Origin of the sequence: Hymenobacter polaris, assembly GCF_012927305.1 — a bacterium.
GTDB lineage: Bacteria > Bacteroidota > Bacteroidia > Cytophagales > Hymenobacteraceae > Hymenobacter > Hymenobacter polaris.
On record NZ_JABBGH010000002.1, the window covers coordinates 89131 to 104710 of the forward strand.

General features: G+C 61.2%; 10 protein-coding genes. 7 read left to right on the plus strand and 3 right to left on the minus strand.

Features of this window, described 5'->3' with window-relative positions:
• Positions 1-153: 153 nt before the first annotated feature.
• Together HHL22_RS10825 and htpG are read left to right on the plus strand one after the other, a co-directional pair.
• A complete protein-coding gene (locus tag HHL22_RS10825) occupies positions 154-678 on the plus strand; it encodes a hypothetical protein (protein WP_169531193.1) in 525 nt (174 codons plus the stop codon).
• A 101-nt stretch (positions 679-779) separates the two neighbouring features.
• Complete coding sequence (gene htpG / locus HHL22_RS10830; protein WP_169531195.1) at positions 780-2612, plus strand: molecular chaperone HtpG; 1833 nt, start codon at positions 780-782, stop codon at positions 2610-2612.
• A gap of 109 nt (positions 2613-2721) precedes the next feature.
• On the opposite strand, the gene HHL22_RS10835 is transcribed toward htpG, so the two are convergent.
• Positions 2722-3171: a DUF7674 family protein gene (locus HHL22_RS10835; protein WP_169531197.1), complete on the minus strand. Its 450-nt coding sequence runs from the start codon at positions 3169-3171 to the stop codon at positions 2722-2724.
• 238 nt (positions 3172-3409) lie between these two features.
• Between HHL22_RS10835 and HHL22_RS10840 the strand changes: the two genes are divergently transcribed.
• Positions 3410-5020 (plus strand): carboxylesterase/lipase family protein, encoded by a 1611-nt coding sequence (locus HHL22_RS10840; protein ID WP_169531199.1) that lies wholly within the window; start codon positions 3410-3412, stop codon positions 5018-5020.
• 173 nt (positions 5021-5193) lie between these two features.
• Here HHL22_RS10840 and HHL22_RS10845 read toward each other — a convergent pair whose 3' ends face one another.
• Entirely contained in the window at positions 5194-5901 is a 708-nt protein-coding gene (locus HHL22_RS10845) for a LytR/AlgR family response regulator transcription factor (protein WP_169531201.1), read from the minus strand.
• Positions 5898-7010, minus strand: a complete 1113-nt coding sequence (locus HHL22_RS10850; RefSeq protein WP_169531202.1) for a sensor histidine kinase — start codon at positions 7008-7010, stop codon at positions 5898-5900. Before HHL22_RS10850 ends, HHL22_RS10845 begins: the two co-directional genes overlap by 4 nt.
• A 227-nt stretch (positions 7011-7237) precedes the next feature.
• Between HHL22_RS10850 and HHL22_RS10855 the strand changes: the two genes are divergently transcribed.
• From HHL22_RS10855 to HHL22_RS10870, 4 genes are all read left to right on the plus strand, one after another.
• Positions 7238-9664: a TonB-dependent receptor gene (locus HHL22_RS10855; protein WP_169531204.1), complete on the plus strand. Its 2427-nt coding sequence runs from the start codon at positions 7238-7240 to the stop codon at positions 9662-9664.
• A gap of 240 nt (positions 9665-9904) precedes the next feature.
• Positions 9905-12949, plus strand: a complete 3045-nt coding sequence (locus HHL22_RS10860) for an AsmA family protein (protein ID WP_169531206.1) — start codon at positions 9905-9907, stop codon at positions 12947-12949.
• A 288-nt stretch (positions 12950-13237) separates the two neighbouring features.
• Positions 13238-14194 (plus strand): ABC transporter ATP-binding protein, encoded by a 957-nt coding sequence (locus HHL22_RS10865; RefSeq protein ID WP_206680719.1) that lies wholly within the window; start codon positions 13238-13240, stop codon positions 14192-14194.
• Positions 14187-15566 carry an HlyD family secretion protein gene (locus HHL22_RS10870; protein WP_169531209.1) on the plus strand — a complete coding sequence of 460 codons (1380 nt, stop codon included), beginning with the start codon at positions 14187-14189 and terminating at the stop codon, positions 15564-15566. Before HHL22_RS10865 ends, HHL22_RS10870 begins: the two co-directional genes overlap by 8 nt.
• The last annotated feature ends 14 nt before the right edge of the window (positions 15567-15580 follow it).

Sequence of the window (15580 nt, forward strand, 5' to 3'; positions counted from 1 at the left end):
GGCCAGCCACCCATCATAAATAAAAAACGGCGCGTACTGCTAGCGCTACGCAGCAAGCGCGCACGCAGTATGAGGCGCACAGGTGACATTTGTAATTAGCAATCAGTTTATTACCTCATCCGTATTAAGGGTAACGGCTGTGGCTGGTCTTCTATGCCATTTTACAACACCGCTGAGCTTCGCATTCAGCACGACGAAGCGCTGGGGCTGCTGCGGGCCGAGTGGATGGGTGACCGCAGCCTGGCGCGGCTGCAACCTGCCTTGGTGACGCTGCAGCAACTAGCTGAGGTGAAGAAGATTACGCACGTGCAGCTCGAGCTAAATTCCCTGCCCGACTTGTCGGTATTCGACCAGATATGGCTAGCCACGCACTGGATGCCAACGGTGCTGCCGCTTCCGCTGCAGCAGGTAGTGCTGGTGCTAGGGTCGGCGCGCGTCTACAACGTGCACGCCATCGAAACGCTGCTCGCGGCCCTGCGCGGCCTCATCCACTTCGATGTGCAATTCTTCGCGCAGTCCGAAGCGGGCCTGCACTGGCTGGTGCCCGACCCAGCCGCGCTTGCCCGCCTGCTGGCCGAATGGCAGCCCGCCCACAACCTGCCCGGTGCCGAGCGTGACAGCTTTGCGGAATACCCGCCCGCCTGCGGACCGCCTAGCCCCCTGGCGCTGCCAACCTGACAGCCCGCCCCGGCTTGGAATAGCCTTTGAGTGCTTCGCTTGAGCGAGGTGCCCTAGGGCCCGGCTTAACCTTTTTTGTGACCATCCATCACCTACCTACTATGACTGAAACCGGCTCGATTTCCATTCATACCGAGAACATCTTCCCCATTATCAAGAAGTTCTTGTACTCCGACCACGAAATTTTCCTGCGCGAGCTGGTGAGCAACGCCGTGGACGCCACCCAGAAGCTGCAGAGCTTGGCCCGCCAGGGCGAGTTTCAGGGGGAGCTGGGTGAGCTGAAAGTGCGCGTGACCGTGGACAGGGACGCCCGCAAGATTACCGTGTCGGACCACGGCCTGGGCATGACGGGCGAGGAGATTAAGAAGTATATCAACCAGATTGCTTTCTCCGGCGCCACCGAGTTTGTAGAGAAATATAAGGAGAAGGACCAGCAAGCCAAGGACCAGATAATCGGGCAGTTCGGCCTAGGGTTCTACTCGGCCTTCATGGTGGCCAGGGAGGTTGAAATCTGGTCGAAGAGTTATAAGGAGGACGCGGCCACGGCCCACTGGACCTGCGACGGCAGCACCCAGTTTACGCTGGACGAGTACACGGAGGGCGTGCACGTGAAGGCCGAGCGCGGCACCGACGTGGTGCTGCACGTAGCCGAGGACTCGGACGAGTTTCTGGAGGAGGCTCGCCTGCGCGGCATCCTGGAGAAGTACTGCCGCTTCCTGCCGGTGCCCATCGAGTTTGAGGGGCAGCTGGTGAACGATACCACGCCCATCTGGACCAAGCAGCCGGCCGACCTGACCGACGAGGACTACCAGAAGTTCTACCGCGAGCTATACCCCATGAGCATGGAGGAGCCGCTGTTCTGGATTCACCTGAACGTGGACTACCCCTTCAACCTGACGGGCATCCTGTACTTTCCCAAGGTGAAGGACGAGCTGCAGTTCCAGCGCAATAAAATTCAGCTCTACTCGCGCCAAGTGTTCATCACCGACGAGGTGAAGGACGTGGTGCCCGAGTTTCTGATGCTGCTGCAAGGCGTGATTGACTCGCCCGATATTCCGCTCAATGTGTCGCGCAGCTTCCTGCAGGCCGATGCCAACGTGCGGAAAATCAACACCTACATCACCCGCAAGGTGGCCGACAAGCTCGGTGAACTGTTCCGCAAGGACCGCGTCGGCTACGAGGAGAAGTGGAACGACATCGGCCTGTTCGTGAAGTACGGCATGCTCTCGGACGACAAGTTCTACGAGCGCGCCAAGGACTTCGCCCTGCTCAAGAGCGTGGACGGCAAGCTCTACACCATCACCGAGTACCAGGAGCACGTGCAAGCCAACCAGAAGGACAAGACCGACAACACGGTGCTGCTCTACACCACCGACCCCGAGGCCCAGCACGGCTTCGTGGCGGCGGCCCAGGCGCGCGGCTACGACGTGCTGGTGTTCGACCAGGTGCTCGACCCGCACTTCATCGGCCTGCTGGAGCAGAAGCTGGAAAAAACCACCTTCAAGCGCGTAGACTCGGCCACCGTGGGCCAGCTCATCGAGAAGGAGGAAACCACCGAGAGCGTGCTGAGCGAGGACGACCAGAAGAAGCTGGAGGAAGTGGTAACGGCTGCCATCAGCGACCCGGCCATGCACGTGAAAGTGGCCGCCCTCTCACCCCAGGATGCTCCGGTCGTCATCACCCGCAACGAGTTTATGCGCCGCATGAAGGACATGCAGCGCACCGGCGGCGGGGGCGGCATGCAGATGTTCGGCAGCCTGCCCGACAGCTACGACGTGACCGTGAACGCCAACAGCCCCCTAGCCAGCAAGATGCTGGCCGACAACGGCAGCACCGTAGCCAAACAAGCCTTCGACCTGGCCCTGCTGGCCCAAGGCCTGCTCAAAGGCGAGGCGCTGACGCAGTTCGTGAAGCGCAGCACCGAGCTGCTATAGGGCCCCTAGGGGTGCCAGAATCTGAAAAGCCCCGCTGCCGCATGGTGGCGGGGCTTTATGTATTTTTAAATATCAGGTTGCTTATGAAGGCTGCTAATCGCATCAACTGTTATGAATCAATGCCCTTATCTCTCCAATCTTCTCCTTCCCATCTATCAATTAAGCCGTCCCATTTTTGCTTTGAAATAGGATGTAGCCATTTATCAAAACTATAGTAATAATCAGTCGCTCTATGGCTGCAATTGTTCTGAATACTCTCAAACAGTCCAAAAACGACTAATTCATCAACATAGCTATCACATTTTGAGAGTATTACCTCTATCTGCGCAAATAAGTCCTGAAAGAAAATTGTTTGTTCCATTTCTACTTTGTCAACAAGAAATCTTGCAATCTCTGCTATGTCTAGATAGTATAATCTCTCAGATAGGTCGTCATCATATTCATTGTGAATGTATTTGCTGAAGTAGTTTCTCAATTCTTCGTCAGTTGAAGTAAGGGCTACAAAAACTTTGTTAATATGGCCTTGGCTAAACTCGATATTAACAGCTTGAGGTATCATGGGGAAGTTATAACTAATATTCACTTCATCAATTCAGTTGATAAAGTAGCCAACGCGACTGAGTTGACGAAGTGTTACCGAAACAAGAAGCTAAATATCGGTGGGGCGTAGGCTTACCGAAATTGTACTTTGTTGTTTTGCCAGCGAAGTCTAATAGTCTTTGAATCATACTAATGCAACGCTGTTTCTTATTACGCTAGACCTGCAACAATGGCGATAGGTGTCCTACCTTGCCGCCATGAAGCACTTCGCCCTTTTCCCCACCCTGCTGCTGGCCACCACGGCGCTGGCGCAAGACCTTGCCCACAACCAGGCCCGCGTGAGCGGCGGCACGCTGCAGGGTGCCGCCAGCGCCAACATTCACACCTTCAAGGGAGTGCCCTACGCCGCCCCGCCCCTAGGGCCGCTGCGCTGGCGCGAGCCCCAGCCCGCCCCAGCCTGGAAAAACGTGCGCCCGGCCACCCAGTTTGGCCCCAGGGCCATGCAGCTGCCGTTGTTCGGCGACATGAACTTCCGCTCGAATGGCGTGAGTGAGGACTGCCTGTATTTGAACGTGTGGACGGGCGCCAAGGCCGCCAGCGAGAAGCGGCCAGTGCTGGTGTACTTCTACGGCGGCGGCTTCGTGGGCGGCGACGGCTCGGAGCCGCGCTACGACGGCGAGGCCATGGCTAAGCGCGGCATCGTGGCCGTGACCGTGAACTACCGCCTCGGGGTGTTTGGCTTCCTGGCCCATCCCGAGTTGACCAAGGAATCGCCCCACCATGCCTCGGGCAACTACGGCCTGCTCGACCAGCAGGCGGCCGTGCAGTGGGTGCGCCAGAACATCGCGGCGTTTGGCGGCGACCCGCGGCACATTACCATCGCGGGCGAGTCGGCCGGCTCGTGGTCGGTGAGCGCGCAGATGGCCGCGCCGGCTACGAAGGACTTGCTGGTAGGCGCCATTGCCGAAAGCGGCTCGCTGCTGGGCTTGCAGCCGCTGCCCACCCTGGCGCAGGGCGAGCAAACGGGTACGACCTTCGGTGCTAGCCTAGGGGCCAGCAGCCTGGCTGCGCTGCGGGCGCTACCGGCCCAGCAGGTGCTGGAGGCCACCGGCAAGCCGGGCGCGCCGCGCTTCTCGCCGCTGGTCGATGGCTACTTTCTGCCCCGGCAGCCCACCGAGATTTTTGCCGCCGGCCAGCAGGCCCACGTGCCGCTGCTAGTGGGTTGGAACTCGCAAGAGTCAGGCTACCAGGGAATACTAGGCCCCAATGCACCCACGGTGGCTAACTACACCGCGGCCGTGCAGAAGCTCTACGGCGACCAGGCCGCCGACATTGCGCGCCTCTACCCCGCCGCCACCGACGCCGACGTGGAGCAGGCCGCCACCGACTTGGCCGGCGACCGCTTCATTGCCTACAGCACCTGGAAGCTGGCCGATGCCCAGCTGCAAACCGGCGGCCAGCCCGTGTACCGCTACCTCTACGCCCGCCCTAGGCCCGCCATGACGCCCGAGATGGGCAACGCCACCGCCAACCTGGCCGGCGGCGTGACGCGCAATGCCGGCCCCGCCAAGCCCGCCCCGCCCGCCAAGGGTGCCGTGCACTCAGCCGAGATTGAGTACGCGCTGGGCAACCTGCCCACCAACAAGGTATTTGCCTGGACGCCCGAGGACTACAAGCTGTCGGAGGAGATGCAGGGCTACTTCGCCAACTTCATCAAAACCGGCAACCCCAACGGCCCCGGCCTGCCCCAGTGGCCCGCCGCCAGCCAGCAAAACGGCCAGTACCTGCGCCTCGACGTAGCCACTAAAGCCGAGCCCGACCAGACCCGCGCCCGCTACCAGTATCTGGAGCAGCACGCCAGCAAGTAGCCCTAGGGTTGGCAGCGACGCAAAAGTCCGTCTGCCCGAAAAAGCCCGTCATGCTCATCTGGCGTCCGCTTGTCGAAGCATCTCTACCGAACAACACCCGAACGGCGTGGTAGAGATGCTTCGGCAAGCGGACGCCAGATGAGCATGACGGGCTTTTTCGGGCAGACGGGCTCCTACTTCTTAAAAAACGTCAGTAAATCAGCCTTGTACGATTGGCCAACCGGGATTTCCTCGCCGGTGCTGAGCACTACTTGCTCGGGCTGGAGGAGCTTGAGGTGGGCGGCGGCCACGATGAACGAGCGGTGCACCCGCACGAAGGGCGCGCCGAGCAGTTCGACCATGCCCTTCATGGTCTCGTGGTGCAGGTAGGTTTTAGCGGATGTCACCACTTTGACGTAGTCCTTGCAGCCCTCCACGTACAGAATGTCGCGGTGCGGCACTTTCAGCAGGCTGCCCTGCTCCTTGAGCAGCAAGTGGCCTTCGGGCTCGGCGGGGGCTAGGGCCGCGGCGGGCGGCTGGTAGCGGGCCACGGCCTTGGCGAAACGCTCGTAGCTGAAGGGCTTGAGCAGGTAGTCGAGCACGTTCAGCTCGAAGCCCTCGTAGGCATACTCGCGGTAGGCGGTGGTGAGGATGGTTTGGGGCGGGGTGGGCAGCGTGCGCAGAAAATGCAGGCCCGTAATGAGCGGCATCTCGATGTCGAGAAACAGCAAATCGACGGGGTGCTGGCGCAGGTGGTCGTGGGCCTCCATGGCGTGGCGGCACTGGCCTCCCAGCACCAGGCCGGGCGTTTGGGCAATGAACTGCTTAAGCACCTGGTGGGCCAGCGGCTCATCGTCCACGATGAGGCAGCGGATGGGGCTAGAACTTAGCGGCAGGCTCATAGGCGTAAAAGTAGCTCGGCGCGGTAGCGGCCGGCGTGCTCGGTTAGCGTCAGGTCGTGGGCGTGGGGGTAATACAGCTGCAGGCGCCGGCGGATATTGACCAGCCCGATGCCGCCGCTGCGGCGCGCGGCAGCGGGCGGGGGGCTGGGCAGCATGTCGTTCTCGACCACGAAGCACAGCTGGCCCGGCGTGGCCGTGAGCGTGGCCACCACGCTGGCGTCGTCGCTGAAGTGGTGGCGGCCGTGCTTGAAGCTGTTCTCGATGAGCGGCAGCCAGAGCAGCGGCGGCACCTGCTGCCCGGCTAGCTCCTCGCCGCTGGCCTCGAAGCTGATGCGGGCGCCCTCATATTTGCGTTGCTCCAGCTCGAAGTAGTTCTCCATGAACGCTATCTCGTCGGCCAGTGCCACGCGCTCTTTGCCGCTGTCGTAGAGCACGTAGCGCATTAGCTCGGACAGCAGTAGGATGAAGCGGGGCGTATCGGGCGAGCCGGCCAGGCTCAGGCCGTAGATGCTGTTGAGGGTATTGAACAGGAAGTGCGGCTGCAGCTGTGCCTTGAGCTGCTCGAGCTGCAAGGCGGCGTGCTCCTTCTCAATTTCGCGGCGCCGGCTTTCCTGCTCAAATGCCACCCGTACGAAGCCTACGCAGCTGAAGGCTAGCACGTCGGTGAGCAATAAGCTCAACAAATTCAGGGAATAGTACATCAGCCCGATACTGAAGGGGTGCGCTATCCCATTATGAAAAATCCGCTGGTAGAACTCGGTGAGTACCGGCGGCGCGGCAACCGGAACGAAGGCTCCGGCCGCCAGCGTGGTGTTCAGCTTGATGCTCCACCAGAGATAAAGCACGGCCACCAGCCCCAGCGGCCAGGCGTAGCGCCGGCGCCGCAACAGCAGCGGCAGCAGCCAGCGATAGTACGGAATGACGTACACCGTGGCGGCCATCGCAAAGGCAATGAGCTGCGGGTAGGGCAAGTACCCGTTGTCGGCCCTGTGCGTCTTGGTGAAGCTCTCCATGTAGTGGTCGTACTTATACAGCCCGACATAGAGCGCCCACACCAGCACCTCAAAAACCAGGGGGAAGCGGCTGGGCCGCGCGGTGGCTTGTTGCATGGGGCGAAGGTGGCGGATAAGCGGCGGGCGAAGACAAAAAATGGCGGTTTTTTCGACCAAGCGGGACGTTTTTTCGACTAAAAATCGGGTGCCCCTGCTTAGTCGAAAGGGGCCCTAGGGTGGTCGAAAAAAGCGAAAAGGGGGCTCGGGGCGGCCGTTGCTTTGTCCCATTCCCAGCCGGTTGGCGGCCGGGAGTCACTGCCTCAGTCACCTTTTCTGCTCCCGATATGAAAAACGCCCTCGCTTCCCTGCTGCTCACTGGCACCCTGGCCTCGGCCGCCACCCTGGCCGCTGCCCAGGCGCCCGCTGCCCCGGCCGCCGCCACCGCCCTAGGCACCCTCACCGGCACCGTAGCCGACAGCCTCTCGCACCAGGCGCTACCCTTCGCCACCGTGGTGCTGCGCCCCGTGGCCGACACCAAAAGCGTGCTCAGCACTATCACCACCGACCAGGGCACGTTCAGCTTCAGCGGCCTGGCGACGGGCACCTACGCCCTGGAAGTGCACTACCTCGGCTACCGCACCCGGCAGCTGGCGGCCGTGGCGGTGGGCGCTAGCGTCGCGGCGCCCCTAGCCGTGGCCCTGGCCCCCGAGCGCCACACCCTGGCCGAAGTGAAGGTGACGGCCACCAAGCCCTTCATCGAGCGGCAGGCCGACAAGCTGGTGCTCAACGTAGCCGCCAGCCCCTTGGCCGCGGGCGGCACCGCCGCCGACCTACTGAGCCGCGCCCCCGGCGTGCTGGAGCAGGGCAGCGGCTACCAGCTGCGCGGCAAGTCCGTGACGGTAATGCTCGACGGCAAGCTCACCAACCTGAGCGGCGAGGAGCTGAAAAACATGCTGGCCGCGCTGCCCGCCAATACTTTGGATAAGATTGAAGTTATCGCCAACCCCTCGGCCAAGTACGATGCCAACGCCGCGGCCATCGTGAACCTGGTGACGAGCAAAAGCCTGAAGCTCGGCACCAACGGCACGGCCACCCTAGGGGTAGGCACCGGCCGCTACGGCCGCTACAACGCCGGCCTCAGCCTCAATCACCGCACCGAAAAGCTGAACGTGTACGGCGGCCTCGACCGCCTTGACAACCAGACCTACAGCACCACCAGCGCCGTGCGCACCCTAGGGGCCGAAAGCCAGCTGGCCGAAAGCAGCCTCGAAACCCACCGCCTCCAAACCAACAACCTCAAGCTGGGCTTCGACCTCGACCTGAGCAAAACCACCTCGGTGGGCGTGCTGGCCAAGGGCCTGCTCACCGACCGCCGCCGCACCGGCGAGAGCCTGGCCAAGCTCAGCGACCCGAGCGGCGCCGCGCAGCAAGGCACGCTGCTGCGCCTGTCGGGCGCGTCGCAGGTACTAAGCCCCGCGGTGAATGCCTACTACAAAACCAAGTTTGCCCAGGGCCGGACGCTGCGCGTGAGCGCCGACTACTTCGGCTACGCCAAGGATTCGCACAACGACTACGCCACCAGCACCCTCGACGGCACCGCCCCGGCCGATTTGCTGCGCGACTACTCGCCGGCCCGCAACTCGGTGAAGTCGCTGATGGCCGACTACGCGCAGCCGCTCTACCAAGGCACCCTGGAGGCCGGCCTGAAAGCTACTTCGACCATCACCGACAACGACATCCGCTGGGAGCAGGCGCCCGCCGGCCAGCCCTTCGCCCCCGACCTGGGCAAAACCAACCACTTCATTTACCGCGAAAACGTGCGGGCGGCCTACGCCACTTTCAGCCGCGACGTCAAGAAGGTGTCGCTGCAAGTGGGCCTGCGCGCCGAGCAAACGCACTCGACCGGCACTTCGCTCACCATGAACCAAACTACGGAGCGCCAGTACCTCAACCTGTTCCCGAGCGTGTCGGCGCAGTACAACCAGTCGGAGAAAACGCAGTACGGCTTCTCGTACCGCCGCAAGATTGAGCGCCCACGGTTCGGGGTTGTCAACCCCTTCGTAACCTATATCAGCCCCTACCGCTACGCGCAGGGCAACCCCAACATTTTGCCCGCGTTCACGCACAGCTTCGAGCTGAGCTACTCGTATGGCAGCCTGGTTTCGGCGGCCGTCAGCTACAGCCGCTATAGCAACGTCATCGTGGACAGCTTCCAGAAAGACGATGCCACGCAGGTAGTAACCAACTCGTTCCGCAACTACCCCGGCGCCGACCAGCTCGACGCTACCTTGACCCTGATGCAGCCGCTGCTGGCCGGCAAGTGGCAAACTGCCACCACCCTAGGCCTGACGGCCGCCCGGGTGCAGGCCGGCGGCGCCATCGGCGTAGGAGCCGCCAGCCCCGGTGCTTACCTCTCCAGCAACCACACCCTGACGCTGCGCCCCGGCCTCAAGGCCGAAGTATCCGCCTTTTACATGTCGCCCATGACCTTCGGCGGCCTGGCCGTTCGGTCGAGCTTTATCAGCAGCCTAGGGGTGTCCAAGACGGTGCTCAAGGGCAACGGCACGCTCACGCTCAACGTCACCGACCTCTTCAACACCCAGCGCAGCCGCTTCGATGTGCTCGCCGCCGGCATCAACTCGCACAACGTCAACAAGCTAGAAAGCCGCTTCGTGAAGCTGAATTTCAGCTACAAGTTTGGCAACCAGAAGGTAAAAGCCAGCCAGCGCCGCGATACGGGCGTGGAATCGGAGAAGTCGCGCATGGAGTAGGGTAGGAAGCCAGTAACCAACCAGAACGTCATGCTCATCTAGCGTCCGCCTGCCGAAGCATCTCTACCGCGCCGCCTAGGGGGTGTTCGGTAGAGATGCTTCGGCAGGCGGACGCTAGATGAGCATGACGTTCTTTTTAAGACGGCACCTGCTTCTTAACCGAAAAAAAGCGCGGCCAAGAAGCAATTGGCTCCATTTTCGCGTTATAAAGCCTGACCTTTCCTTAAAAGCTATTCTGTGATGCGTAAAATTCTGCTTGGTTTCCTGGCGTTTGTAGTGCTGCTGCTGGTGGCGCTGGTCGCCACGCCGTTCCTCTTCAAAGACAAATTGCGGGCCCTGGCCGACAAGCAGATAGCGCAGCGCGTGCGGGCCAAGGTGCAGTACAACCCCAGCGACATCGACGTAACGCTGCTCAGCACCTTCCCCAATTTTGGGCTGGATATTAAGAACCTGCGCGTGATTGGCGTCGATTCGTTCAGCCGCGACACCCTAGCCTACCTGCCCGACCTGAAGGTGGGCCTGGATTTGATGAGCGTGATTAAGGGCTCGCAGATTGACGTGAAGAGCGTGACGCTCGACCAGCCCGACATCTCGGCCAAAATCCTGAAGAGCGGCAAGGCCAACTGGGACATCATGGTGTCGGATTCGGCTGCGGCGGCCAAAGGCCAGGATACCAGCTCGGTGAACCTGGCCATTCAGGGCTGGAAGATGAACAACGGGCGCATCCGCTACAGCGACCTAACCATCCCATTCAGCTTCGACGCGCGTGGCGTGAACCACACCGGCAAGGGCGACTTCACGAAGAACGTGTTTGACCTGACCTCGAACACGACCATCGACAAGCTGACGGCCACCTACAACGACGTGGACTACCTGACCGACAAGCAGGTAAATGCCGACGTGGCCATGGCCATGGACCTGAATAAGAACCTCTACACCTTCAAGGACAATAAGGTCACACTCAACGATTTTCCGTTCAGCTTCGCCGGCTCCATTGGCTTGCCCAATGCCGAGGACATCACCTACGACATGACGTTTAAGGCGCTGGCAACGGACTTCAAGAACATCCTGAGTCTAGTGCCGGGCGTGTTCGACAAGCAGTTTAAGGACGTGCAGGCCAGCGGGCAGGTGGCGTTTGATGGGTACGTGAAAGGCGTGCAAAACAAGCTGCGCCTACCCGGCTACGGCGTGAACCTGGCCGTGACCAACGGCCGCTTCAAGTACCCGCAGCTGCCGCAGGAGGCCAAGAACATCAACCTGAAGATGCAGGTGGACAACCCCTCGGGCTTTACTAACAACGTGAAAGTCAACATCCCGCAGTTTCACCTCGACCTGGGCACCAACCCGGTGGATGGCAACGTGGCCATCGACGGCCTGGACCCCATGAAGGTGGACGGACGCGTGAAAGCCAACGTGAACCTGGCCGAGGCGCTGAAGGTGTACCCAGTGGCCGGCATCACGGCCCGCGGGCAGCTGTTTGTGGATGCTACCGGCAAGGGCACCTACTCGAAAACCCAGATGCCGGTGGTGAACGCGGCCATCAAGTTCACGAATGGCTACGTGAAGTCGAACAAGTTTCCGGCGCCGGTGGAGGACATTAACCTGAGCGGCACGGTGGTGAACAAGACCGGCCAGGTGAACGACACCTACGTGGATTTGCCGCAGTTTCACTTGGTGCTGGAGGGTGAGCCGCTCGACGGGCGGCTGGCCGCGCACAACATCAACTCGCCCATCTTCGACGCCAACGTGCGCGGCACGGTGGACTTGACCAAGATGACCAAGATTTTCCCCTTGGATGGCATGACCGTGACGGGCCGGGTATCGGGCAACATCGCGGCGGCCGGCAACATGGCCGACGTGGACGCCGGGCGCTACCAGAATGTGAAGGCCAGCGGCACGGTGCAAGCCAAGAACCTGACCTACAAGAGTAAAGACCTGCCGCAGGGCGTGAACATCAGCTCGGCCAGCGGCACGTTCAACAACAACCAGATTGTGATTCAGCAGCTGAACGGCACGGCGGGCACGTCCGATTTCGCGGCCAACGGCACCATCAGCAACTACCTGGGCTACCTCTTCACGCCCGGCCAGGCGCTGAAGGGCACCATGAACGTGACCTCGCACAACTTCAACGTGAACGAGTTTATGGTGGACCCGGTGAGCGAGAAGCCCACCGCCGGCGCCGTGCAGAAAGCCCCCGCCAAGGCCGACGGCGTGGTGCCCATTCCGAAGTACTTCGACCTGGTGCTGAACAGCAAGGTCGACAATGTGACCTACGACAACCTAAAGCTGCAAAACGCCACCGGCACCGTGACGGTGAAGAACGAGGTAGCCACGCTCAAAGACCTAACGTTTAACACCCTAGGGGCTACCTTCGGCACCAGCGGCAGCTACAACACCCAGAGCCTGGCCCACCCCAAGTTCGACTTCGGGCTGAACATCAAGAACCTAGATTTCCAGAAGGCCTTTGCCTCGTTCAACACCGTAAAGGCGCTGGTGCCGCTGGCGCAGGTGGTGCAGGGCGTGTTCAACACCAACTTCAAGGTGAGCGGCGAGATGGGCCAGGACATGCTGCCCAAGCTGGCCTCGCTCGACGGCTCGGGGCTATTCGACATCGTGAAAGCCAGCGTGTTGCAGTCGCCCACCCTCAACCAAATTGCCAGCCTCACCACGCTGCCGGACCTGAAGAACTTGCAGGTGCTCAACAAGATAGTAAACGCTCAAATTGTGGATGGCAACTTAGTAGTGAAGCCATTTGACATTACGGTCGGCGACATTAAGATGACCCTAGGGGGCACTAACAGCCTGGCCGGTGCCCTGCAGTACGTGACGGCCATCAACGCGCCCACCGGCAAGCTGGGCACCACCGTCAGCAACCAGCTTACGCGCCTGACGGGCGTGCAAAACATCCAGGGCACCGACCGCGTGACCCTAGGGCTCAACATTGGCGGCACCATCACCAGCCCCCAGGTGAAGCTGACCAGCGGCAGCCTCAAGGACCAGGGCAAGGCCATCGTGACCAACGTGGTGAAAACCAAGCTCACCGACGCTCTGCTAGGCCTAGCCAATAAGAAGCGCGCTCAAACCGACAGCACCCAGAAAGCCACCCAGATAACCCAGCAAAACGCCCAGGAGCAGCTAAACCTGGAAATCCAGAAGAAGAAGCTGGAGGCCGAAGCCAAAGCCCGCCAGGCCATCGGCAAGGGGCTGAACAGTTTGTTTGGCGGCGGGCGTAAAGCCAGCGCGCCGGCTACTACTGCGCCAGCCGACACTACCAAGAAACCCTAGCCCTAACTTCTTCAGCAAGAATAAGCCGGATTTGGCAGCGTGTTAGCCAACATGCTGCCAAATCCGGCTTTTTGCGTTTAACCTGGCCGGGTAGAGCTGCGTTTTGCAATTATTTGGCAATTGGCGCGAACTTTGTGGCACACTTCATCAATTATTCATCTTGGGAGTATTCGTCGGCGAAGGCCTGCTAGTATCGCACCCCTAGGCTACTCAGTTTATTTCTACCTAATGGCTTCACACGCTACGGCAAACCTGCCGCCGCCCACCCCCTGGCAACGCTTTACGCGCATGCTGGACACCGAACGCGACACCATCCGCTACATTATCTGGTACGCCGTGCTGGCGGGCGTCATCAGCCTGTCGCTGCCCCTAGGCACGCAGGCCGTGTTTAACCTGGTTTCGACGGGCGCCGTGTTTGGCTCTACCTACCTGCTCATCGCGGTGGTAGTGGGCGGGGTGCTGCTGGGCGGCCTGCTCACAGTGGGGCAGCTTACCCTGGTTGAAGCCATTGAGCAGCGCATCTTTGCCAAGGCCGCCATTGAGTATGCCTACCGCCTGCCGCGCATTAAGCCCGAGGCGCTGCACGGCCAAAACCCAGCCGAGCTGGTCAACCGCTTCTTCGACGTGTTGACGGTGCAGAAGGGCCTGACGAAGTTCTTGATTGACATCTCCTTTGCGGCATTGCAAGTGCTGTTCGGCGTTATCGTGCTGGCCTTTTACCACCCTATCTTCATCGCCTTTGGCTTGTTTACCATCGTGGCGCTGGTGCTGGTGTACGCCCTCAACTACCGGCGCGCCCTGCGCACGAGCATCGAGGAGTCGGCCTACAAGTACGAGCTGGTGGACTCGCTCGAGCACGTGGCCAAGCACCTGGATGACGTGCGCGGCAATGAGGAAGCGCAGAAAAACGCCCTGGCCCGTACCGACGAGCTGACTTCCTCGTACCTGCACGCCCGCAACGACCACTTCCGGGTGCTGAAAACCTACTATAGCTACGCCGTGGCGCTGCGCACCTTCCTCACGGCCGGCTTGCTCATCGCGGGCACGCTGTTCGTGGTGTCGCGCCAAATGACCCTAGGGCAGTTCGTTGCGGCTGAAGTAATTATCGTGCAGATAAGCGGCTCGATAGAAAAATTAATGACCGGCGTAAGCACCATTTTTGACATTCTGACGGGCGTGGAAAAGATAGCCGCCGTAACCGACCTGCCCATCGAAGAGCCTCAAGACGCCCTGCACCATGCTTAACCTCTCGAACCAAAACGTGGCCGATGAGGTGTGGGAAAAAACCGCCCGCCAGTCGCGCCCCCAGCTGCTGCGCACCCAGCCCAGCCGCAAGCTAGGCCGTATCTTACTCGTTGTGGGCCTGGTGTTTCTGGTCATGCTTTTTATGCCCTGGCGCCAAACCATCGATGGGGTTGGCACGCTCACGGCCCTCACGCCCCAGGACCGCCCCCAAACGGTGCAAAACCAGATTGCCGGCCGCATCGAACACTGGAACGTGCGCGAAGGCCAGCGCGTGCAAAAGGGTGATACGCTGCTGATGATTTCGGAAATTAAGGACGAGTACTTCGACCCCAACCTGCCCGAGCGTCTGCGCGAGCAGCTGGCCGCCAAGCGCGGCAACGTACTAGCCTACCAGGCTAAAATCGGCGCCACCGACCAGCAGATAACCGCCCTGCGCGCCACGCTGGAGGTGCAATTGGAGTCGGCCCGCAACAAAGTGGAGCAGGCCCAAAACTACCTCAACAGCGACCGCGCCGACCTGGTAGCCATCACTAACTTCTACGAAACGGCCAAGGCGCGGCTGCTGCGCTACGAGGAGGGCTACAAAAACGGTCTCTTCTCGCTCACCGATATCGAGACGCGCCGCCTTAAGCTGCAGGAAGACCTGGCCAAGGTGACCTCGCAGCGCAACAAGGTGAACAGCAGTATTCAGGCCCTGGCCAACGCCCGCATTGAGCTGGCCAACCTGCGCGCCAAGTTCGCCCAAGATTTAGCCAAGGCCAGTTCCGACCGCAGCACGGCCGTGGCGAGCCGCGAAAGCTACGAAGGTGAGGTAGCTGCCACCCGCAATAAAATAGCTAATGTGTCGGTGCGCCGGGGCCTATACGTAGTGCGCGCGCCCCAAACCGGCTACATCGTGCGCGCCCTCAAGGCCGGCATCGGCGAAACCATCAAGGAGGGCGAGTCCATTGCCACCCTGCAGCCCGAGGCGCCGCTGCTGGCCGCCGAGCTGTACGTGCGGGCCATGGACGTGCCGCTCATTCAGCGCGGGCGCACCGTGCGCCTGCAGTTCGATGGCTGGCCGGCCATTCAGTTTTCGGGCTGGCCGAGCGCGGCGGTGGGCACCTTCGGCGGCGTGGTGACGGTGATTGACGTGGTGAGCAGCACCGGCAGCAAGTACCGCCTGCTGGTGCGCCCCGCCCAGCCCCAGTCCGGCGACCAGCCCTGGCCCAAGCAGCTGCGCCTGGGCTCGGGCGTGCGCGGCTGGGTCATCCTCGACTCGGTGCCCGTGTGGTACGAAATCTGGCGGCAGCTCAATGGCTTCCCGCCCACCCTGAAAGAAGAGCCCGACACCACGCCCGTAAAAGGGGAATCCGGCAAAGCCGACAAATAGCCGCTATGCCTTCG